Source organism: Mycoplasma buteonis (genome assembly GCF_000733865.1).
GTDB classification, from domain to species: Bacteria; Bacillota_I; Bacilli_A; order Mycoplasmatales; family Metamycoplasmataceae; genus Mycoplasmopsis; species Mycoplasmopsis buteonis.
Window position 1 is genome coordinate 50,216 of record NZ_JPOK01000004.1, and the last position, 24,540, is coordinate 74,755.

Below are 24,540 nucleotides of genomic sequence, written 5' to 3' on the forward strand. Positions count from 1 at the left end.
AAGGAGTTTTATGAAAAAACAAAACAAATTAACTAAAGGCTTTTTAATCGCAAACTCCTTATTAGGTGCAGTTGCGGTAGGTATGGGTGCAACAATTGCTGCATCATATAACAAAGAAAAACAAAATAAACACGAAGATATTTATTCACATTTAATTCAAACAAATAATCTACTTGAAAAATACGGTTACCAATTGCCTGATAACCAAGAGCTAAAAGATTCTATCGAAAGTAGTAAAGAATTTTGAAAAAACGAACAACCTTCTGACTTAAAAATTCAAAATTTTAAAGAAACAGAAAACAAAGTTTTCGAAAGCTTTATAGCTAATGCAAACAAAATGCAGTTTTCTTCAAAAGAACAAGAAGCACAATTTTGAAATGATTTAATTCAAAATCAAGCATCAAGAATTAGAGAACAAGATTTAAATAATCAATTTTGACAAATTCAAAACTTAGATTTAAAAGTTTTAGCAGATCAAATTGCTAATGCCGAAGGAGAAACTAAAGAACAATTAATTAATGAATTTGCTAAATCAGCTAGAGAAAACTTAAACGAGCAAGATGATATTTTAAACAGCTACATTGCTCGTTATAATGCACTTAAAGAGTTTAATAAAGATTTAAATTTAGCAGGGTTAAGTACAAAAATTGATAGTTACATTGCGCAAGCAAATAAACAAATGCTAGTAAAACCATTTAGATTTAATGATTTAGATGTAACTTTAAGACATGCAGAAGCAATTAGATATGAAATTGAGCATAATGAAGAAGAATATACAAGCGAACACGAAAAATACAATCAAAGTTTAGCTAAATTAGAACAACTTAAAGATAGTGAAGTTTTATCAGATAATTTAAAGGATGCTTTAAATAACTTTTTAGAAAAAGCAAACAAAGATTGAAAAGAAGCTCAATCAATAAATGAAATTAAAAACCTCACGCTTGCAAATGAACTTTTCTATGAACAAATTAAAGATCAAGATAAAAATGTATCTGAATTACAACAAGATATGCGTAGCTTGAATCCTTATATAGAAAAATTTAGTCCAACTTTAAATGAAGCTAAAATTAGTTTACAAAATCAAATTTTAGAACTTAGCAAAAGCTCAGATAAAAATGCTTTAATTACAGCTAAAAATAATTTATTTAAAGAATTTTTTCAGGTTTCTAAAATTAATGATTTTATTAGTGATTTTGAAAATGATTTGGCTTTTGGAACAAAATATAACTACGTTACAGAAGGCGAACAATCTGAATACCAAGATAAATTTGCAAAAATTTTAAATTCTACTAATGATAACTCACAAAAATTAGAAGAAATCACAAAAATTGCTGGTGATTTAAAAAATGAATTAAAACAAAGAAAATTTGCTTTTAATCAAATTGAAGTTTTAAAACAACAAATGATTCAAGTGGCAAATGATACTATTGCTGACTCAGAAATTAAAACTCAAATTAACAAATTAAATCAACACATTTCTGATAGCTTTGTAGTTAAAAATGTTAATAGTGCTTATTTAGATAGTGCCAAAATAAAATTTGATGAAGAATTTAGAAATATTCTAAAAAATCAATTACAAAAATTGATTTTAGATTCTAAAAAATATTTAGTTAAATTAGATAAAGATCCAAGATACACTAAAGCTGTCGCTGATCGAATTCGTAATTTAAATATCGAAAGCGAAAAACTTGTTAAATCATTTAATCCAGCAACTTCAAGTCAACTTGAATATCAAATTAGTTTATACAAAAAAGCATTTATCAATGCAAATAATGTTTTAAGTTTAGCTGCTGCAGAAAAAAGATCAAAACTTGCTGATCAAGTATTAGATTCTGCTTTTGTGCATAAAGATGGAACAGATTTAACTGATAATGAAAAAGGTAGAATTAATTTATTTAATGATTTAAAAGATCAATTAAAAGAATTAGAAAAACAAGTTAATGCAGGAAATACTGATCCAAATATTGCTAATCAAATTGATGACTTAAAAAATAAATTAAGTCAAATGATAGATACTGCAAATGAAATGCAACAACTTAGTGCTATTTCACAAGAAGCTGATAAAACTCAAAAAGCTTTAGCTAAAGCATCAAACAAACCTGAACTAGCTCCTTATTTAGACAAAATTAATCAATTACAAAATGAAGTTAATGATTTATTTAATAATCCATTAGCAACTAAAGAACAAATTAATGAAGCAAAAGCTAAATTACAAGAAGCAGTAGATAAAGCTAATGAGAAATACCGTAAATTGGAAATTGAAGATGCTCTTGCTAAAATGAAAGCAGCTATCGATGAAAACTTCGGAAATAGTGATTCACCAGCAGCAAGAGCTGCTTTAGCAAAATATAATGAACTAAAAGCAAAAGGTGATACGCTAACTGATATTCAAAATGCAGAATTATTAGTTGATAAAATAAATAAAGCAACTGAACTAGTTAAACCACTTTATGATTTAGAAATTGAAAAACAAAAGTTATTGGATACTATTGATAAAATTTCTAAAGGTGAATATAAGGATGAAAAATCTGAAGAAGCATTAAATAAAGCAAATCAAGAAATTGAAAAAGCTGATGCTTTAATCGAAGAGATGAATCAACCTGATAATATTCCAAACTTAAATAATTATGAGCTTGAAAAACAAGAATTAATTAATCGTAATGTAGAATTACAAGTGGCATATCAACAAGATAAGTTACTAAACTTAAACTCTCAAATTCAAGCTACTAAAGTTAGTCAAAATCCAGATAATGTTAAAGTTTATAATAACTATAATGATGCTATTGGTAAAGTAAATACATTTGTTTTATACAAACAAAATACTAATAATTTAGAAGAAATAACAACTGTTGCAAGTACTTTCGAACACCAAAGAGACTTAGCACTTGCAATGAGCAATTTAATTGAAGCACATAAAAAATATAACAACCCTGAAGATGAAAGTGTCGCTCAATACATTGCAAACGTTATGAATGACAATGAAATGTTAGCTACTGATACGCCTGAGCAAATTGATGAAAAAATACAAAAAGCTAAAGATGCTTTATATATTGCTCAAGTTAAAAAAGAATTTTCAGATGCTTACAATGAACTTTATAAAGTTTTAGGAAATAACCGTAATTGAAAAATTTATCAAAGTCTAAACAATAAAATTAATATTCTACAAGAGAAAAAGAATAATATTTTATATAACGACTTATTAACAGTTCCTGAAATTAAAGCAGAACAAGTACTTTTACTTCAAGAAGTGCGTGATGCGATTGATGAAAAAAATGAAATCTTGAAAAAGTTCGAGATTGAAACTGAAAAAACCAATGAAATTCAAACTCAAATAGAAGAACAAATTAAAAACTTCAAAAATGAACACCCTTCTTTTAGTGAAACAAACTTTAATAGAGAAAAAGATAGATATCTTGAAGATCAAAAACTTGAAAATAGAGAAAGTTTTGGTTTCCAAGAGGTAGAAAATTATCGTACTTCTCTTTTAGTTGCTTACTATAAAGATTTAGCAAAATATCATTTAGGTGAATTTGAAAAAGAAGCTAATAAAGTTGATCCTGAAGAATCAGAGCAACACAAGCAAATTAGTACTTGATCAAAAGCATTTGTTAAAGAAATTGATTACCAGATTGAAAGTGCATCGTCAAAAGAAGCTTTAGAAGTAATAATCGAAAAAATCAGTAAAGAAAATAGATTATTTAAGTTACAAAAAGAAGTTGCCGATTATATTAAAAATAAAAGTGCAACAGAAAAACAAACTAGCGAACAAATTAATTCAATTAATAACTTAAAAAACGCTTTAACTGCTAGTGAACCAAAATCAGCAAATAATTATGCAGATTTATTTGATTTATATCAAAAGCTAAATGATGCATATAATAAAGAAATTTCAGTAGTTGAAATTAGAGAACGTATTATTGCTCTAACAGGAGAAAATCAAACCGAAGAGAAAAAAGCAACTGGAATTAAAGGTGAGTTAAATGAAAAACTAGCTCAACAAGTTAATGGTTACGATCCACAGGCAAGTAAAGCTGTAAATAAAGTATTAGATGGTATTAAAGCCGATTCTATTAACGAAACATTAAAAGAACGTTTAGTTGAAAAATTTAATAAAACAATTCAAATTCAAAATGACTTAGATAAAATTGTATCTACTGCAGCTAAAGTTAAAGAAGCAGATGATTTAATCAAAAATAATAGTTCAATTTCTAGTTTAATTGTTCGTCAAGCATTACGTGATTTAAATGCACAAATTAAAATTGCACGTAACAAATACGCAAATGTTGACAATTCAGATGAATATACTGAAATTCAAGCTAAATTAGATAAATATATTGGGCGTGCAAATAAAATTATTGTTTTAGCTAAAGAAACTGATTTACTAAGAAATCAAATTCAAAATACAAATTACTTTTCACTAAATGGTGTTAGTGGAAATAATGAAAAAGCAAAACAAACAGCATTTATTAAACTTTTTGAAGATAATGCTATCGATGACGGAACAATTAACGAAAAAATTGCTGATTTAACAGAACAAGTTAAAAAATTCAAAGAAATTGTTTCACTTCAAAATGAAATTTCAAACAAAGTAACTGAATGATCACATCTTGGAGCAACTTGAAATCAAGTTGATCAAAAAAATGCAACTCAATTACTTTGAGATTTAGTTATAACTAATTCTAAAAATAGCAATATTTATGATTTAAATAACTCAAATTGAAATGAAAACCTTGAAGCTTTAAGAGAAAACGCAAACAATCAATTTAGAGCTATTATTCTTAAAAATGAAATTCGTAGTGCTAACCAAACAAAAATTGAAAATATTAAAAAAGTTCAGTTCACACAAGAAGAAAATCAACTTAAAACAAAACTTAGCGAATTTCTTAACACTTTAGAAAAACAAAATAGTAATCTTAATGATGAACAAGGGCTCCAAACTTTACAAAATAATTTAGTTAAATTAGAGAACTCAATTCCTAAATTAAAAGAATTATCAGCTGAAGTTAACAATTTACAAAATTTAATTCAACAAATTTTTAATGAAGATCCAGAAGCTCAAATTTATAAGGATAAACAACTTTCAATACAGCTAATTAATAATGCAGTAGATATGTTTAGTAAAATCAATGAGCAAAGTGATATCGAAACAGCAATTGAAAAGGTACACACTCAATATGTTAGAATGGATATTCTATTTACATTCGAAATTATTTATAAAAAATTCTTAAATAATAAAGTTTTAGAAAATAGTGATAGAGTACAAATTCAAAATATTATTGATTCATTTGAAAGAGATTACAATAATCCTGAAATTCCAATCGAAGACTTACGTAGAAAATACTTTGGTGATCAAAATACTTCCACTTCAAGAAGAAGTAAAAGAGATGCAAATAATAAAGATTATTACATCGAAACAGCTTTTACTAACTCAGAAAAAATTCGTTTACTAGTTGATAGAGCAAAAAATTATATTGCAGTTAAAAATATCAACTTAGATAATAGGGAAGTTACTGAAATTTTTGAAAGACTGCAAGAAGTTGTAGTTACTGCTGAAAATCAAATTAAATCTGAATCAAATAGTGAAACAGAGAAAAAAGTAAGTATTGAAAAATTAGAAAATCTTTTAGAATCTCTGTTAACAGCAAAAAGAAATCAAATTACAGAGCAAAAAGAAATTGATCAAAACCTAAAAACTTATATTCAAAATAATTCAGCTACATTAACTGATGGAGATAGCAACGAATTATTTATAGAAAATTATGACGCTAATGCTATTAATCAATTAGTAGAAGCTGAACCAAATAAAAATGATTTAACTTATACTCAAGTTAATAATTTATTAAGTACATCAATTTCAGCATACCGTAGTCAAGTTTTCAAAATCTATAACCTTGCTTTATCAAAAATTAAAGATATTGAATTAATAGTGCAAGACTTTGTTCTTGATTTTGCAGCTGAAGCAAAAGCAGTTCGTAGTGCTTCAAACATTGATGAAGCTATTTATCAAAAGCTAAAAGAATTTAATGAAATAATTGTTAATGCTAAAAATGCTGATTATAAAACAACTGAAAATTACCGAAACAAAATGGATAATTTAATTACAATCTTAAATTCAAATAAAGATGGTATTTTAAGTCAATTTATTAACAAAATAAAAACTGAATTTGATAACAAGATGGATGATAGTGCTACAACTCCAGGATTTTATAAAAAATTAATTAATTTATTAACTCCTATTAGTCAGCTTATTGATCACAAAGATAAAAACGTATATCAATATATCGGTGAAGAGCAGTTGCAAGATGAAATCGAAAGCATCCAAAATGATTATCAAAGCTTATTAGAAAGATACAAGAGTGAAATTGTTAATAGTACTTCTTCAACTAACTTATCAAGTTTTGCACTTTCATTGAATGATTTAAATCAAAGGTTCTTTACTTTCCAAGCAAATATTCGTGAAAAGCTTTTAAACTTAATTACACAAAATGTCCTTGTCGAAGTATTTTCTGATTTATACGCACAAATTAATTACAATGACAGCTCTAACTACACTGATGAAATCAAACAAAAATACCAAGAGTTTGTATCACAATATCAAAATGAAATTAGCGAATTAATCGCAAGCTTAACACCTGATTTTAAATTTAGTATTTTTGATAAAGCCAGTGACTTCAATACAAAAATTCGTGATGTGTTAGTTAAAGGTGTGGAGTTCAAAGATTGAATTACTAAAAAAGAACATATTGACTTACTTTTCAAACAAATTACAGAAACTGTTGATATAGATGATCCACTTCCTGAAAACGCTAGTCAAAGTAATGCGAAATTCGATCAAAAATATAAAGTTATTATTTCAAACCCTGAAATTACAAGAATGAAATTCCTTAGAAAATTTGAAGAGTTGAATCAAAATAATGAAACTGAATATTTAGACATTTCAGATAACGATGCATTTTTAGATATGTTTGAACAATTCTCATTTACTAAAAAAGACATTGCAAACGATAGTCAAAAAGCTTCAATTTTCTCAAATAGTACTTTCAAAGTTAAAATTAAGAAATATTCACCAAACTCTTGATTTGACTTAGTTCCACAAGCAACTGATGATGTTGATCGTAAAACTGTTAGAATGAAACTAGTCTTTGTTTACGAATCACCAAACTCAAAAATTGGTAAAGTTGAATATGAATATCCTGTAACTGCAACATTTAAAACTTTAGATACAATCGCAATTCAAAATGGAAATACTAGTGTTTTCTTCGATCAAGGTAAAGTTGCAAAAGCTGCTAGAGTTTTAGTATTTAACGTTGAAGAAGCAGGATGAAAAACAGGAATTCAAAACGAAAAAAATGCCATGATTCAAAAAGCTTATAATGTTTTCAAAAAAATGGTATTTGATAATAACCCTAATGTCGATGTACATAATAGACGTAAAACTCTTTTAATTGATAGTAGTACACATTCAGAAAACTATAAATTCTTATTTAATACACAAGAATTTTTAGGTTTAACTTATAACATTTCACTTTATACACCTTTAGATACTCAAATAAATAGAGTATTTGCACATGATGGTAAAAAAGAAATTGCTTTCTTACAATTTTTAGGTGGTAAAACAATTGGTTATCCAACTCGTGGAGCAAATACAGGATACTTTAAGCCTGAAGTATACGATTGATCTTGAAGAACTAAATATAAAGCTGTTCCTTCAAGTAATTGATGAAATGCTAGAATAGATCAAATTAAGCCTGCTGTTTCTGTTAACTTATACAAATTTACATTCGACTATGATGAAAACACCAAAAATCTTTATATTTATAACTCTTGAGTAGAAAACTCAGTATTCTTACATAAAGGATCTATTGATGTTAAAAAAGGGTTCGAAGGTTTTGTTAAAAATGGTGGAGTTAAAGAAGCTTACCGTAATTGAGGTAAAGAAGTTCTTGAAAAATGAAAATCTAATCCTAATTACATTTTAAGTGTAGAAGAACTCACTAAATTTTATGCATATTACTCAATGATTGATAATGATGATAAAATTTTTAACTTTAATAAAAAACCAAATCCATTTGGTCACTTACTTCTTCCAGTAGGTGAAAGTGGATTATATGGTGCTGTTCCTGTTTGACCTCTTAATGGTGGACAAGCTACAGTTAACTACTGAAATAACGATCCTTGAAATGCTAATTTAGTACCTTTAGCACACAAAAATGATTTTGCCGGAAAATGAGATAAAGGTATCATGAAAGAATCAGCGCGTCAAGCTCTTTACAGTACATCTATCGGTGAATTCTGATACAAAATTAGAAAATAATTAATATAAAAAGTCGCATTAATTATGTGACTTTTTTTGTTAAAAAAATTGATTAAGATACAAAAATATTAAATTTAATTTAATATAATTGATTTAACATCAAAATATAAAGGAGAGTTATGAAAAAAACAATTAACGACTTAAACTTAAGCGGAAAAAAAGTGTTAGTTAGAGTGGATTTCAATGTTCCTGTTAAAAACGGAGTTATCTCATCAACTAAAAGAATTTCTGCTGCTTTACCAACAATTCAAAAAATTGTTAATGACGGTGGAAAAGCAATTTTATTTTCACACTTGGGAAGAGTTAAATCAGAAGAAGATTTAGCAAGCAAAAACTTACAACCTGTTGCAGTAGAATTAGCTAAACAACTTAAAAAACCAGTGAAATTTGTAAGCGAAACACGTGGTTCAGAATTAGAAAGTGCAATTGCTAACATGCAAAACGGTGATGTTATTCTTGTTCAAAACACACGTTATGAAGATTTAAATAATAAAGCTGAAAGCAAAAATAACCCAGAACTTGGTAAATACTGAGCTTCTCTTGGTGATGTATTTGTAAATGATGCTTTCGGTACAGCACACCGTGCACACGCTTCAAACGTTGGTATTGCATCAAACATTAGTGAAAGTGCATTAGGTTACTTAATGGAAAAAGAAGTTTCTTCATTAGAAAAAGCTATTAAGAACCCAGAACACCCTTATGTAGCAATTATTGGTGGAGCTAAAGTTTCAGATAAAATTCAAGTATTAGAAAACTTAATTAAAATTGCTGACAAAATGATTGTTGGTGGTGGAATGGCGTACACATTTTTAAAAGCTCAAGGATACAATGTTGGTAACTCATTAGTTGAAAATGATTACTTAGAATTAGCTAAAGATTTTATTAACAAATATCAAGATAAATTAATTCTTCCAACAGATCACGCATGCGCTACAGAATTTGCTGACGTTAAAGCAACTGTATTTGAAGAAAATATTCCAGATGGATACATGGGACTTGATTTAGGACCTAAATCAATCAAAGCTTTCCAAGCTGCTTTAGAAGGTGCTAAAACAGTAGTATGAAACGGACCTATGGGAGTTACAGAATTTGAAAACTATAAAGAAGGAACACTTGCAGTATGTAAAGCAATCGCTTCACTTCAAGGTGCTTACTCAGTAGTTGGTGGTGGTGACTCAGTTGCTGCTGTTGAAAAATTAGGTATGGAAGACAAATTCTCACACGTTTCAACAGGTGGTGGTGCAAGTTTAGAATTACTTCAAGGACTTGAACTTCCAGGTGTAGTATCAGTACAAAACAAATAATTTAAATTTAGAAATTAGCAAACGAAGTTAAATAACTTCGTTTTTTTGTTTTAAAAATAATTTTCATATTAGATTTTCACAAATAAACTTTTTTTAATAAGTTTTATAATATATATATATATATATATATTCATAAGAAAAGAGATACAAATGAAATTAAAAAAATTTTTTATTTATCCTATTTCAGTTATAACCTTAGCAACTCCAATGATTGCTGCATCATGTCAAGAAAATGATAATTCAAAAACTGAAAACACTACTAATCAAAACGATGCTGAAAATACAGCAATTACTCAATTACAACAAGAACTTAATAGTAAAATTACAGCTATAAATCAATATCAAAATGATATTGCAACTTTAAAAAATGAAATTGCAGAACTTAAGAAACAAAATAATAGTAATAAATCTCAACAAGTAATAGATTTAGAAAGACAACTTAGTGAAAAAACAGCAAAAATTACACAGTTAGTTAGTGATATTAACTTAAAAGATTCTAAAATTGCAGAAATTAATAAATTAACACAAAAATTACAAAAAGAAATTGAAGAGCTTAAAAAACGAAAAAATGAAAATAATAATGGTTCTACATCAAATGGTAATCAAAACAATCCACAAAGCGATAGTGCAGATCAACAAAAAGATAATAGAATTGCAGAATTAGAACAAAGTGTTAATGAGAAAAATAATCAGTTACAAGAGTTACAAAAAACTTTAACCGAGATACAAAATAAAGTTACTCAGTTAACAAACTCTAACCAACAACTCACAAATAAAGACACTCAAAACCAAAGTACAATAAGTGAGTTAAGAAGAAAAATTGATGAGCTTAACAGAACAATTTCAAGCAAGGATAATGAAATCAGTTCTGTAAAACAACAAACTTCTCAGTTACAATCTCAAGTTTCTGAATTACAAAAAGAAATTGAAAAGCTTAAAAAACAAAATCAACAAAATAGTTCATATGGCTCAAATACAAATCCTTCTGGCACAACCTCATCGCAAAATAATTCACACGTAAGTGAAGAGCGTCCAACAGATCCTTCAAAACAAATTAAAAATATGTTTAATTTTACAAGCGATACAATAACTGTTAATAAAGGAGATAGTAACTTTAATTTAACTAATCTTTACCAAATAGATCCAACTTATGAAGCAGTCCAAAAAACTAACAAAATGAACGAATATAACGTTATGACTGTAAAAGGGATTGATTTACCTCCTTTTCCAGGATATAACAAAGTACTTAAAAAAGGACCATCTATTTTTGATGAAGATGAAACTCCACCAACAGAACAATGATTTGATTCGCAAGGAAGAAATTTTTTTATGTTAGGTGATAATGGTAACTGATTTGATTCCAATAAATGATATTTACCAGATGATTATGGACGCACAAAAGAACGTGAATTTGGTAATGGTGGTGGAGACGCTCGTTGTTGCTGAGCAGCTGCTGCAAGTAACACAATGCTTTGATGAATTCAACAAAATAGAAAATACATCGAAGCTTACTATAAAGCACACCCTGAAGATATTAAACTTATGTTAAATGGTAAAAATATCTTGCAAAGTTATAACCCTAAAGATTATGCTTTTATTTTGAATTTTTTAGTACAATACTTCAATAACCAAAGTGGATACTCAATTTTTGGATCAAAATGATTACTTTCAGGAGTTAAAGATAATAGATTTGACAACCCAATTAAATCAGACATGCAGCAAGATGCTATAAACTTTAAAGGTTTCTTCCCTAAAGTGTTTAATGAAGCAAATGTTGAATCATTAGTTAGCTACAGAAAAATTGCTGGTGGTGTTACTGATGTTAAACATGTATTAAGCGATTATATTAAAGAAGCCTTTGCTGCTAATGATGCCGTAACATTTGCTATTCAACCAAGAGATAGATATAACCACGCAGTAACACTTTGAGGTGCAGAATTTGATTCTGATGGTATTGTTCAATACATTTATTACTCAGATAGCGATGAAGTTAATAGAGCCAATGTTAGAAGAGAAAAAATTCAAAGAATGAAAGTTTTATATTCTGATGATAACAGAACAGCTTCAATAGTAGGTGATGTTCAACTAAAAGATGGATTAGCAAATAACTTAAAATATTCTTGAACAATTCTTTCACTTGAAAGATTATCACTTGGTCAAAACATTTGAAAAAGCTGATATGAAAAAGAAATTGGAAAAGATGATCAAGTAACTGTTAACCTAATTAATGATGATACTTTTGATATTAATAAAAAAGGTACATACAACATTAAATATCAAGCAACTGATAAGTTTAATAATACACAAACGAAAGTATTAAAAGTTAATGTTAAATAATAAAAAACGAATAGAGCAATGCTTTATTCGTTTTTATATTTAGTTACTTACCGCTAATGTGCTTCTTTCTAAATCATTGTTTAATTAGATAAATATTACGATTTGTAATTAATTTAAATGAAAGAAAATAACTAAAAGCATAAATAGTAAAAACTACAAATACGTCACCTTTATATCATAATCATTCATAATGAATTTCTTGTTTTTGATCGCTAACATTCTCAACTACAGTTACTGGAATTCAAGTAAAAGTTACAAAAACACCACTTAGAAAAATTAAATTTTGGACAGTAAGTGCTGAAATTTTGTTTTTAAAGGCTAGAGTTAAACCTAAGCTTAAAATAATTAGTGTATAAATAAGATTTAAAATAATTCTACCGTAATATACAATTGGTGCTTTACCACTAGTTTGGTTACTTGGGAAAAGATTTATTTGAAAAATGTTGTTGCTAAAAATAACTCCAAGAATACCAAGAATAACAGCTGTTAAAATTAAGCTTAATTTATATCATTTTAATGGATTTTTAACTTTTTGCTGTGTTTTCATTTTAATAAAAAAGAGATAAGCTAGGCTTATCTATTTTTTAGATTCCCTTAATTTAAGCATTTCAAGAACAAAATCACTTAATTTAGCTGTATGAGTGTCTTGTGAGCCATAAGCACGGTATGAAACAGTGTTATCTTGACGTTCTTTTTCACCTACAATTACTTGATATTTAGATTTAGACATCTGTGCTTCACGAACTTTTTTACCTAAACGTTCATCACGATCATCAAGTTTACTACGGAAGTTAGCTTCAAAAAGAGTTGAATTAACTTCTTTTGCGTATTCTAAATCTTCCTTGTCATTTGTAGCTGGAATAACAGTGAATTGTTTAGGAGCTAGTCAAAATGGTAAAACACCTTTTGTTTGTTCAATTAAAATAGCAACAAATCTTTCGTATGTTCCAATTAATCCACGGTGAATCATAACTGGACGTTCGTCTTCACCATTTTTATTTGTAAAAGTAATGTCAAATCTTTCAGGTAATAAGAAATCAAGTTGTAATGTTGAAACAGTAATTTCGTGTCCTAAAGCAGTAAAGATTTGAATATCCATTTTAGGACCATAGAAAGCAGCTTCACCTACTTTTTCTTCATATTCAACATTAAGTTCATTAAGCACATCTCTTAACTGACTTTCAGCTTCATTTCACATTTGATCATCTTCGTAATATTTTTCTTTATTTTCTGGATCACGAAGACTAAGTGAAACGTAAGCAATATTAATTTTAAAAATTGCTAATGCTTCTTTGATTAATGAGTACATTGATTTAAATTCATCAGCAATTTGATCTTTACGAACAAAAAGGTGTCCTTCTGTTAAAAGCATCCCTCTAACACGTTCAAGACCTGTAAGAGCACCTGATTTTTCATAACGATATAATTGAGATTGTTCTGAATAACGAATAGGAAGATCACGATATGAACGTTTTTCTGTGTTATAACATAAAATATGGTGTGGACAAGTCATTGGACGTGGAATTAATCTTTCATTTTCCACGACAATTGGACGGAACATGTCATCTTTATAGTGTGCTAAATGTCCTGAAATTTTATAAAGCTCTTCTTCACCAAAATGTGGTGTTAAAACTTCTGTAAATCCATATTTACGATCCATTTTAAGCACTAAATTACGAATTTCATTATGAATGTACATTCCGTCTTCAAGTCAAAACGGTAAACCTTGACCACCTAATTTATTAAAAGTAAATAATTTAAGTTCTTTACCTATTTTACGGTGATCTCTTTCTTTACGATCTTTTAAAATTTCTAAATAAGAATCTAGTTCCTCTTTAGTTTCTCAAGAAGTACCATAAATTCTAGTTAATTGAATATTGTCACTATTTCCTCTTCAATAAGCACCAGCTAGTGATAATAATTTAAAGTTTTTAATATTTTTAGTAGATTCAACATGACCACCAGCACATAAATCTGTAAAAATTACTTTATGGTTAAGCGGATCAACAAGTGCATAAAAAGTGATTGTTTCACCTTTAGCAACTAATTCATCATATAACTCTTTTTTGTATGGTTTGTTAGCAAAATCATAACCATCAATTGAAACTTCTTTCATTTCTAAGTTTCTTGATGCTAATCTTTTCATTTCTTTTTCAATTTTGTTTAATTCTGAATCTGTTAATGGTTCTTTAAATTCAAAATCATAGTAAAAACCTTCGTCTGTTGCAGGACCAAAACCTAACTTTGTTTCTGGATAAAGTCTAAGGACTGCTGCAGCTAAAAGGTGACTTGTTGTGTGGTTTAAATGTTTGTTAGCTTTCATTTTTTCTCCTATTTTAGGTAACGTTATTATATAACTTTTTCATTTTGTACATACTGCTAAGAAAGTCAGTGATATCAAATATGTTTTTAATATTATTTAAAATTATATAGCAAAGATTTTAAAACTTTAAAATAAGAAAAAACGAGTAAAAATTTAGTTCTTTGTTAAAACTAGATTACTAAAATTAACTTACTTTATTTTTTAAAGTAAAGTCCCATTTTTTTCATTAATTTATTTACGTTTTTATTAGCAATGATACTTGCTTTAATCGCTCCTCGGTCGGTAATTTGATCAACAACTTTTAAAGCTTCATTATATTTAGATTGAATATTTTCAAGTAAAGTTTTTACTTCAGTAGCAACAGCTTCTTTAAATTGTTTATAATCTGCATCTTTGAATTTTTCAGCTGCTGATTCGACTGAAATATTCGTTAAAGCTGCATAAATATTTAAAAGGTTTAAAATACCAGGCTTATCTTTTGAAATATATACTTTACCTTCTGAATCAGTTACAGCTTTCATAATTTTGTTATAAGCTTGTTGTGGATTTTCTAAAAGATAAATAGTTGATTTAGTTCCGTGTTCACTTTTAGACATTTTTGAAGTAGGATCAGTTAAAGATTTAATGCGAGCTCCTACAGTGGGAATATATCCATCAGGCAAGGTAAAAGAGGTATTATATTTTGAATTAAGTCTTTCAGCAATATTTCTAGTTAACTCTAAATGTTGTGTTTGATCTTCACCGATTGGAACAATATCAGGATTATATAAAAGAATATCACCTGCCATTAAAGTTGGATACATTAATAAGTTAGTTGGTATTTTATTAGTTCCATTTGTTTGTTTTAATTTAGTTGCCTTATCTTTGTATTGCGTCATTCTTTGAAGCTCACCAATTGTTGTTTCAGATGCACAAAGTCATTGCATCATTGCGTGCGCCTCTACTTGTGATTGATAAAAAATTGTAGCTTTTTCAGGATCTAAACCACAAGCTAAATAAAGAGCAACGATAGTTTTACGTCCTTTTCTAAGTTCTGCTGCATCAACTGTACCAGTTGTTAAAGCGTGTAAATCAGCTACAAAAAAGTATGATTCATATTCATCTTGAAGTTGAATAAAATTACGGATTGCACCAATGTAATTCCCTAATGTTAAATCACCAGTTGGTTTAATTCCGCTAACTAATTTTTTTTGCATATTTTCCTCTCGAATTTGTTTTATTAATTATATTAAAATATAATCCATTTAGCTTAGAAAAGTAATTTTATAACTATCAAATTTTGAAGCTAAAAATCATTTTATTTTTTAGATTAATAAGGGATTTACTCTGCTAAAAATCTATAAAACTAGGTATAATTAAAACAATTATGAAAAAAATAAGAGATTTTTTTGATTTTAAAACTTCCGAAATGAAGATTGCAGAACGATCATTAAAGAAAATTAACGAAATAGAACATATTGTTGAAAAATTTACAGATGAAGAATTAAAAGCACAGACTGATTTTTTTAAATCTCTTCTTGCAAAAGGACACACGCTAGAAGAGATTAGAAATGATGTTTTCGCAGTTTCTCGTGAAGCAACAAAACGTGTGCTTGGTAAACGCCCTTATGACGTGCAAATGCTAGGTGGATTATTGTTAGATTTAGGTTCTGTTGCAGAAATGAAAACAGGTGAAGGTAAAACTATAACCTCAATTGCTCCTGTTTATTTAAACGCTCTTCTTGGTAAGGGAGCGATTGTTTCAACAGTTAATGAATATCTTAGTGAACGTGATGCCGAAGAAATGGGTCAAGTTTTTAATTTTCTCGGTTTAAGTGTTGGTATTAATAAAGCACAAATGGATCCAAGTATGAAGCGTGAAGCTTATGCTTGTGATATTACCTACTCAGTTCACTCTGAGTTAGGTTTTGATTATCTACGTGATAACATGGTTGGATCAGCAAGCGAAAAAGTTCAAAGAGGATTACAATTCTGTTTAATTGATGAAGTTGATTCTATTTTAATTGATGAAGCTAAAACACCTTTGATTATTTCAGGTGGAGAACAAGAAGATATTTCTAGTTATTTTGCTGCAGATCAATTTGTTCGTACTTTAGGTAATGGTGATTACGTAATTGATGACGAAAGTAAAGCAATTAACTTAACTCACTCTGGAATTGCAAAAGCAAACGCTTTTTATAAAGTAAAAAATCTTTATGATATTGAAAATTCAGAAACAGTTCACTTAGTTTCTAATGCTTTAAGAGCTCATAAAATTATGCGTAATGATGTAGAGTACATTGTTCGTGAAGGAAAAATTGAGTTAGTCGATGCTTTCACAGGTCGTATTATGGATGGTCGGAGCTATTCAGAAGGTTTACAACAAGCTTTACAAGCTAAAGAAATGGTTGAAATTGAACCAGAAACTAAAACTCTTGCAACTATTACTTATCAAAACTTTTTCCGTATGTTTAAAAAGCTGTGTGGAATGACAGGAACAGGAAAAACTGAAGAACAAGAATTTATCGATATTTACAATATGCGTGTGAATGTTGTTCCAACTAATAAACCAATTCAAAGAATTGATGAACCTGATGCAATTTTTGCAACTTATGATGATAAATGACAAGCTGCTGCTGATAAAATTCAAGAACTTTATCAAAAAGGACAACCTGTTTTAGTTGGTACTGCTCAAATTGAAGATTCAGAAATCTTGCACCATATTTTATTAAATAGAGGAGTTCCTCATACTGTCTTAAATGCAAAACAAAATGCATCTGAAGCAGAAATTATTTCACAAGCTGGACAAGTTAAAGCTGTTACAATCGCAACTAACATGGCTGGACGTGGGACGGACATTAAACCATCTAAAGAGGCTATCGCACTTGGTGGATTATATGTTTTAGGAACAGATAAAGCTGAATCAAGAAGAATTGATAATCAGTTGCGTGGAAGAAGTGGGCGTCAAGGTGATGTAGGTACCAGTAAATTTTATGTGTCAATTCAAGATCAATTAATGCAGCGTTTTTCAAACTATGAAAATTTTGCTGATGCATATAAAAGCGAGCAAGGTAAAGAAATTACAAACAAAAACCTAAGATTTGCTTTCAATCAAGCTCAGAAAAAAATTGAAGGGTTTAATTACGATTCTCGTAAATCTGTTTTAAACTATGATGATGTTATTCGTCAACAAAGAGATTTAATTTATGCACAAAGAGATTTAATCTTAACAACTCCTTATGTAGATCAAGTAGTTCGAAGAATGATTGAATCATCAGCGAAAGCGATTGTTCATAGTGGAGAGTATTACTTACATAATAAAACTTATAACTATGAAGCACTTACACAATTTTTAAACGAAAATATTGGGAAATTAGTTCAATTTAATTTTGATTATGAAGAAATTCATAAAATTCACGAAAATGATTTACCTGAATATATAGCGAATATCATTTTAACTGTTTATTCACATTGAAAAGAAAATGCTTTAGAAAATTCTTCTTCAGAAGAATTGCAAGCAATTGAACGTGAAATCATTTTAACTACTTTGGATGAAAAATGACAAAGACATATTAATATGATGGACAAATTACGTTCAAACGTTAACTTAGTGCAATATTCACAAAAAAATCCATATCAAGTTTATACCGATGAAGGTACAAAAACTTTTAAATTCATGTTAGAAGATATTGCTTATGGTGTAATGCTTAAAATCTTTAGTCATCGAATTGGTAAAAAATCAATTATTACTAAAGAAATTAGAAATGATTCTGTCTTTCAACAAATTTCTAGAACATTTTATTTTGATCCATACCTTGATGTCGAACAACAAGAGCAACAACTTTTAGAACTTTATTATTCAGTAAAAAGACGTTTAGATGAAATTGAACAAGAAGCTAAATTGCAGCAAGATAGCTCTTCAATAAATGAAAAAGATTTAGAAAATGCAGATGGTAAAGAGCAAAAAGAAAATATTAATCAATTAGAAGATAATGAAAATAGTCTTATAGTAGATTTTGATAGTTCACAAAGCTCAGAGCAAATAAATGATGAGTTTTTAGTAATGCCAAAGCAAGCAGTTGAATTAACTTTCGAGGAAGAACTTCAAAATAAGCTAGAAGAAACTAAAAATGAATTAGAAAGCTTGTTAAAAGAGCACGAAAAAACTAATGAAGAATCTCAAAACATCATTAAACAAACTGAAGTTGAGCCTGAAAATATGATGCTATTGCTTCGCTTAGGCAGAATTATGCAACAAGTTATTGATGAAGAAAATAAAATTAATTATCTAAAAGAAAAAATAGCTCGATATGAAAAAGATTTAGGAATAGCTAAACAAGTAGATAATCCTTTAATTACAGATAACAGTTTTATTGAGCAAAAAGAAGACAAGCAAACTCAAACACACACTCCTAAAAAACGTGGAAGACCAAAAAAAGTAGTTAACGAACAAAATGAAAAAGATGTAAATAAAAAAGAAAAAACAACAGAGAAGAAAGTTTCTGTAAAAAATAAAAAAGCAAGTGAAAAACCTGCTAAGAAAAGACAAAAAGAAACAAAAAAAGCTAAAGATGTAAAAGATAAAAAAGAAAATAAAAATAATGCAAAACCTGTTGCTAAAAAGAAAAAAGCAGTAAAAGAAAATGAAAAATAAATTTAAAGATAAATTAAGATTTGAATTTACTTCAAAAAGATTTTGAATTATAAATTTTTCATTTTTAATTTTCTGATTAGTTTTATTTTTACTTGTTAGCTTTTTGGGTTACAAAAATGTACCAAACAATTCTAAATATTTAGATGCTTTTAGCGTAAGTAGTTTTATTACTTTTCTAATTGTTTTATTAATTTTAGTATTTAAATGAGGTTTTTTAAGACATACAATTAATAAAACTCGTGATTCACTAGATACTAATAAAAAAATGAGACAAGAAGCAAAATTAAAGAAAATGACTGAAACTGAGAAAAAAGTTTATTTAAAAATGCAAGCTGAAAAAGAAGCACAAAGAGAAAATAAACTTAATAAAGTTTATACTAATTTCCCTTATTATTTTGCTTTACTGTTTTGATTTGTTTTAACTCTTCCTGTCATTGCAATTATTATTAATGCAATTAATTAAATGTCACAATGTGGCATTTTTTTATACAAAAAAAGCACACGAAGTGCTTTTTACATTATTATTTAAATGAAATATGAAAAAAATTATAATTGTTTAATAAAAAGGACAACACTTATGATTGAAAACCTTTTACAAAATAAATGAAATTAAGAAATACTTAATTTAAAAGTAAATGAATGAATTTATATTAAAAATATTTGATAGAAATTTTGAAATAAATCAAATTAGAAATTTCTTTAATAAGCGATAAATAGATATAGAAAATATAAAAATAAAATATCAAAAAATAAATAGAGTTCTGTTGAGGATTTTAAATCCTCATTAAAAGTATATTCTCAATTTTAGAAAAATTAAACAGATTTTTAGTCATAAAAAAGTTTAAAAAGCAAAAATGTAATTTTTATATTTTTTTCACCTATTTTTTTAACTTTTTAATTTTTATTAAAATAAAAAATGTGGAATGTTTCCACATTTTAAGTCTAAAAACCAGTTTTATTCTTCATTACTTTCGTTTTTAATAACATCAATAGCAACAATCTCATCACCGTCTTTTAGATTAATTATCTTAACACCTTTTGAGTTACGTGAAGTTTCACTAATTTGATTAATTTTTGTTCTAATAGTAATACCAGAAGATGTAATAATTAAAAGTTCATCACTCATAGAAACAAAACGAGCAAATACTAAGTGTCCTGCTTTTGTAGTGTTAATACCCGTAATACCTTTAGCACCACGTTTTGTTAAACGATATTCATCATGATGAGTAAGCTTTCCAAATCCTTTGCTTCCGATTGATAAAATTAAATCACCATCTTTATTTGAAGAACATGAAATTACTTTTTGGTTTTCTGATAAATTAATAGCTTTTACTCCTGAAGCTGATCTTCCCATTGGACGAACATCAGAACAGTTGAATTTAACAATATTTTTATCATTATTAGCCACAAGAATTAAATCATCATCACTAACAACAAGAGCACGTACTAAAAAGTCATTTTCTTTAAGTGAGAAAGCTTTTAATCCATTAGCACGAATATTTTCAAAGTAGCTTAAAGAAGATTTTTTAAATAATCCTTTTTCGGTTAAAGTAGCTAAATATAAATCCTCTGAATAATCTTTAATATCAAGCATAGAAACGATTTTTTCACCATTTTCTACATCAAGGCTTGGAATAACATTAATGAATGGAAGTCCTTTTGATTGTTTTGAACCTTCTGGAATTTGGTGTCCACGTATTTTATACGCTTTACCAAAGTTAGAAAATAAAAGTAAATCTGTATGTGTCGAAGTTTGAACAAGCATTGAAATATCATCATTGTTATATGTTTTCATACCAACTGAACCAACACCACCACGGTTTTGTAAATTATAATCCTCTAAATCAACACGTTTAACATAACCGTTAACACTAGCTGTAACTACAATTTCACGTTCAACAATTAAATCTTCATCAGAAATATTGCCAGCTGCAGATTCATCAATTTTTGTTCGTCTATTGTCACCATATTTTTCTTTAATTTCAGTTAATTCTGTAACAATTAAATCAAGTAGTTTTTCTTCAGAAGCTAAAATTTCTTTAATATGATTAATTTCTGCTTCTAAATCAGAAATTTCTTGGTTCATTTTTTCAATATTTAAACCAGTTAATCTTCTAAGGTTCATATCTAAAATTGCTTTAGTTTGAACTTCAGTTAAACTAAATCTGTCAGCAAGTTTATTTTGTGCTTCTTGATCTGTTTTTGAACCTTTAATAATTGCAATAACTTCATCAATGTTAGAAACAGCAATTTTTAAACCAGCAAGAACATGAGCACGCTCTTCCGCCTTATTTAAATCAAATTTTAATCTACGTGTGACAACATCTTTTTGGTGCTCTAAATAAATTTCTAATGCTTGTTTTAAATTAAGCAATTTTGGCTCACCTTTAACAAGTGCAACCATATTAACATTAAAGTTATTTTGTAAATATGATTTTTGGTATAACTTATTTAAAAGAATATGAGGGTTAACGTTACGTTTAACATCAATAACTATTCTTATTCCTTCACGATTAGATTCATCACGTAAATCCGAAATACCTTCGATAATTTTATCTTTATGAAGCTCAGCTATCTTTTGAACTAAAGTAGTTTTTCTAACTGCATAAGGTATTTCACGAACAATAATTTTACTTCTTCCGTTAGCGTGTTCAATTACTTCACAGTTTGAACGAATAGTAATTTTACCTCTACCTGTTTCATAAGCATCTAAAATCCCTTTAGTACCAAGGATTGTTGCACCAGTAGGGAAATCTGGACCTTTAATGTAATTCATTAACTCTTTAGTTGTAATTTCAGGATTTTTTGCAAGTGCAATTGTAGCATCAATAGCTTCTGATAAGTTATGTGGTGGGATTTCAGTTGCCATACCAACTGCAATTCCTGTTGATCCTGAAACAAGTAAATTAGGGAAACGAGACGGAAGCACAGAAGGTTCAACTTCACTAGCATCATAGTTATCAACAAAATCAACTGTATCTTTTTTAATTCCATTAAGCATTTCAGATGAAAGCTTAGACATTCTAGCTTCTGTATAACGCATTGCTGCAGGTTCATCACCATCAATTGAACCAAAATTACCATGACCATCAACTAAAGGATATCTCATTGAAAAATCTTGAGCCATTCTTACCATTGCTTCATAAACAGAGCTATCTCCGTGTGGGTGATACTTACCAAGAACATCACCTACAATTCTTGCACTTTTACGATGTTGACTACCTGGTGTTATACCTAACTCAGCCATATCAAATAAAATTCTACGATGTACTGGTTTTAATCCATCACGAGCATCAGGAAGAGCACGTGATACAATAACACTCATTGCATATTCTAAAAATGAATTGCGCATTTCAGAATCAATAACAACTGGTTCAAGTCCATCAGTAGGTTCAGAAATAATTTGTGATTGAACTTGATACTCTTCAAGTTCTTGAGGAACTACCTCTTCTTCAAATTCTTCTTTTAGTTCAACAGTTTTTTTCTTTCCAAAAACTCTGCGATTATCCTCTTCAAATTCGTATTCTTTATCAAGTTCTAATGTTAAAGTCTCTTTTGTTTCTTTCGTATCATCTATAATTGAATTTTTATCTTTAAGATCCATATTTGCTCCTAGCTTAAAAGTAATATTTAATAAAATATAAATATTTTATTAAATTATACATTTTTTTGCTTTTTTTACTACTAAAAGCAAGATTGAACAGCTAAAAATAATAAAAATAAAAATGGATACTAAGTATCCATTTGAATTATTTTTTATCTAAATTTTCATTTAGCTTTTTAAGTTCAGCTAAAATTAGCTCATCTGTTGTAGGTGCAGGTGCAACTGGTGCTGGTTTAGGGTTTTTAGCTTCTTTTCTTTCCTTAATGTAGTTAGCAATTAAAAAGTAACCAATTAAAAGAACAAAAATAACTATTGAAACGATTAAGAAGGCGATAACAGCTGCTAAAAAGTTTCCAATTCTAACACCACTATCTGTTACTCATAATTTAAGTTCATCAAAATTGAACAATTTAGCAATAGGCGCCATAATAACGTCTTGAGCAAGTGATGTAACTACAGCACCAAATACTGCACCAAGTAATAAACCAACTGCTAATAAGAGAACATTACCCTTTTTAAGCATTGATTTAGAATCAGACATAGCTTTTTTAAATTTTTTCATAAAATCTCCTTATATTAAATTTGAAAAAATTTTTCAAATTTTTTATATAAGTATTATATAAAATAATTGCAATACTATTTAATAAAAAACGCAACTAAAAATAAAACAAAAGTAACAGCAAAAAGTACAGATAAAAATAACGGTGAATTATATTTTGCTCTTTCTCATGAAGGTAAATATAAACCGGAATTTTTGTAAGAAACGTTTTTTTTGCGTGGATTTTCATTTTTATAATCTTCAAGTTGTTCTTGCTTATACTGTCTCATTTTTGGTAAGCTGATTTTAATATAAATAGCAAAGAAAACTAAAGCTAAAATTAAAGAAACGATAAAAATTGAAATTATTACAGATTGCGGAGCTTTAAAAATATGTTCTGAAGAACTAGATATTGGATCTGAAACTTCAAAAAAGTTTGTAAAATTAGTTACTAACATTATTCTCCTTGTTTGTTATAAATTTGTAAAGCATTATTTTGGCGGTAACCACGACCTTCTTTAGCTTGTGGAACACCATTAAGCAATGTTGCATCCGCTGAAAAAGAACAACTTAATTTAAAAATACTTTGCCCTACTCCATAATAATCTACAGGGACTTGCAATTGTTCAAATTGTTCTATTTTTTTAGCATCAAATCCACTTGAAACAATGATTTTATAATTTTTAGCTCCTGCTTTGTCAAGTGCTTTTCTTAATCTAATGACTTGTTCTGGGTTAACTCCGTATTGAGGTTCTTCATTATCAAACATGTGGTCAACCATATTTTTACTGGTATCTAACCTTACTCCTCAAACTTTATCTTTTAATGCTTCATAAACACGTAAAGAATCTTTTATTACATCATTATGATAATCAACCAAAGCAATTAATTTAGATTCAGGAAAACATTCATGAAATGCTTGGGTTGCTTGAACAACATCTCCACCAAAACCTTGAATCAAAATATGTGGCATACTACCAAAAATAGCTTGATCTTTATTAGAAAAATCGCTTTGTTGTTCTTGTTGAACTTGAGTAGAAACTAACTTAATGCCTGCTAAAGCAACTGCTCTACCATCAATTTCTTGAGTAATATAATGATCAGCTCGATCTCCCATAAAAATAACTTCTTTATCACCTGCTGCCTTTTTACAGTGATAAGCATTTGTAGCTATAGAGGTATTTCTTGCTAAAATTCCATCTATCATACCTTCTCAAATACCAAAATCTTGATATTTACCTGTTAGTTGTAAAACAATATCTAGATTATTAATAATCGTTCCATCAGGTAAATACTTAATTTCATATTTAGAAGTATCCGTGACTTCCTCAAGTAGTGATAAAACTTCAGACATACCAGCTAGCATAACGTCATTTTTTCTTTGAAAAAATTGTAAAGTAATAATATTATCAGGCATTTTTGTAGCTAAAATGGTTTGTGTATTTTTAAAGTACTTAGCAATGTATTTTTCTTTTTCGTACATAGTA

Annotated in this window: 12 protein-coding genes; 5 read left to right on the forward strand and 7 right to left on the reverse strand. The window is 28.1% G+C overall.

Annotation, left to right across the window (positions count from 1 at the left end; all coding sequences use genetic code 4):
- The first annotated feature begins 10 nt into the window (after window positions 1-10).
- The 3 genes from EI91_RS00235 (at window position 11) to EI91_RS00245 (ending at window position 11,955) form a co-directional block, all read left to right on the forward strand.
- Window positions 11-8,314, forward strand: a complete 8,304-nt coding sequence (locus tag EI91_RS00235) for a coiled-coil domain-containing protein (RefSeq protein ID WP_036451789.1) — start codon at window positions 11-13, stop codon at window positions 8,312-8,314.
- 119 nt (window positions 8,315-8,433) lie between these two features.
- Complete coding sequence (locus tag EI91_RS00240; protein WP_036451792.1) at window positions 8,434-9,618, forward strand: phosphoglycerate kinase; 1,185 nt, start codon at window positions 8,434-8,436, stop codon at window positions 9,616-9,618.
- Between the two features lie 150 nt (window positions 9,619-9,768).
- A complete protein-coding gene (locus EI91_RS00245) occupies window positions 9,769-11,955 on the forward strand; it encodes an IdeS/Mac family cysteine endopeptidase (RefSeq protein WP_036451795.1) in 2,187 nt (728 codons plus the stop codon).
- A gap of 43 nt (window positions 11,956-11,998) precedes the next feature.
- On the opposite strand, the gene EI91_RS00250 is transcribed toward EI91_RS00245, so the two are convergent.
- The 3 genes from EI91_RS00250 to trpS form a co-directional block, all read right to left on the reverse strand.
- Window positions 11,999-12,502: a hypothetical protein gene (locus EI91_RS00250; protein ID WP_036451798.1), complete on the reverse strand. Its 504-nt coding sequence runs from the start codon at window positions 12,500-12,502 to the stop codon at window positions 11,999-12,001.
- Between the two features lie 30 nt (window positions 12,503-12,532).
- The gene (thrS, locus tag EI91_RS00255) at window positions 12,533-14,278 is read right to left on the reverse strand and encodes a threonine--tRNA ligase (protein ID WP_036451800.1); all 1,746 of its coding nucleotides are present in this window, start codon (window positions 14,276-14,278) and stop codon (window positions 12,533-12,535) included.
- Between the two features lie 194 nt (window positions 14,279-14,472).
- Window positions 14,473-15,474, reverse strand: coding sequence for a tryptophan--tRNA ligase (gene trpS, locus EI91_RS00260; RefSeq protein WP_036451802.1), 1,002 nt, complete (start codon window positions 15,472-15,474; stop codon window positions 14,473-14,475).
- Window positions 15,475-15,644: 170 nt separating this feature from the next.
- Here trpS and secA point away from each other — a divergent pair, with 170 nt between their 5' ends.
- Both secA and EI91_RS00270 read left to right on the forward strand, forming a co-directional pair.
- Window positions 15,645-18,911 (forward strand): preprotein translocase subunit SecA, encoded by a 3,267-nt coding sequence (gene secA / locus EI91_RS00265; RefSeq protein ID WP_051789144.1) that lies wholly within the window; start codon window positions 15,645-15,647, stop codon window positions 18,909-18,911.
- Window positions 18,901-19,374, forward strand: coding sequence for an ATP synthase subunit B family protein (locus EI91_RS00270; RefSeq protein WP_036451805.1), 474 nt, complete (start codon window positions 18,901-18,903; stop codon window positions 19,372-19,374). Before secA ends, EI91_RS00270 begins: the two co-directional genes overlap by 11 nt.
- Before the next feature lie 492 nt (window positions 19,375-19,866).
- Here the strand turns inward: EI91_RS00270 and gyrA are convergent, their stop codons facing one another.
- The 4 genes from gyrA to EI91_RS00290 all read right to left on the reverse strand — a co-directional run bounded on the left by gyrA (window position 19,867) and on the right by EI91_RS00290 (window position 24,536).
- Window positions 19,867-22,515, reverse strand: coding sequence for a DNA gyrase subunit A (gene gyrA, locus EI91_RS00275; protein WP_036451808.1), 2,649 nt, complete (start codon window positions 22,513-22,515; stop codon window positions 19,867-19,869).
- Between the two features lie 145 nt (window positions 22,516-22,660).
- Window positions 22,661-23,077 carry an MscL family protein gene (locus tag EI91_RS00280; protein ID WP_036451811.1) on the reverse strand — a complete coding sequence of 139 codons (417 nt, stop codon included), beginning with the start codon at window positions 23,075-23,077 and terminating at the stop codon, window positions 22,661-22,663.
- A 74-nt stretch (window positions 23,078-23,151) separates the two neighbouring features.
- Window positions 23,152-23,511: a hypothetical protein gene (locus EI91_RS00285; RefSeq protein ID WP_051789145.1), complete on the reverse strand. Its 360-nt coding sequence runs from the start codon at window positions 23,509-23,511 to the stop codon at window positions 23,152-23,154.
- Window positions 23,511-24,536: a nicotinate phosphoribosyltransferase gene (locus EI91_RS00290; RefSeq protein ID WP_036451814.1), complete on the reverse strand. Its 1,026-nt coding sequence runs from the start codon at window positions 24,534-24,536 to the stop codon at window positions 23,511-23,513. Before EI91_RS00290 ends, EI91_RS00285 begins: the two co-directional genes overlap by 1 nt.
- Window positions 24,537-24,540 lie beyond the last annotated feature (4 nt).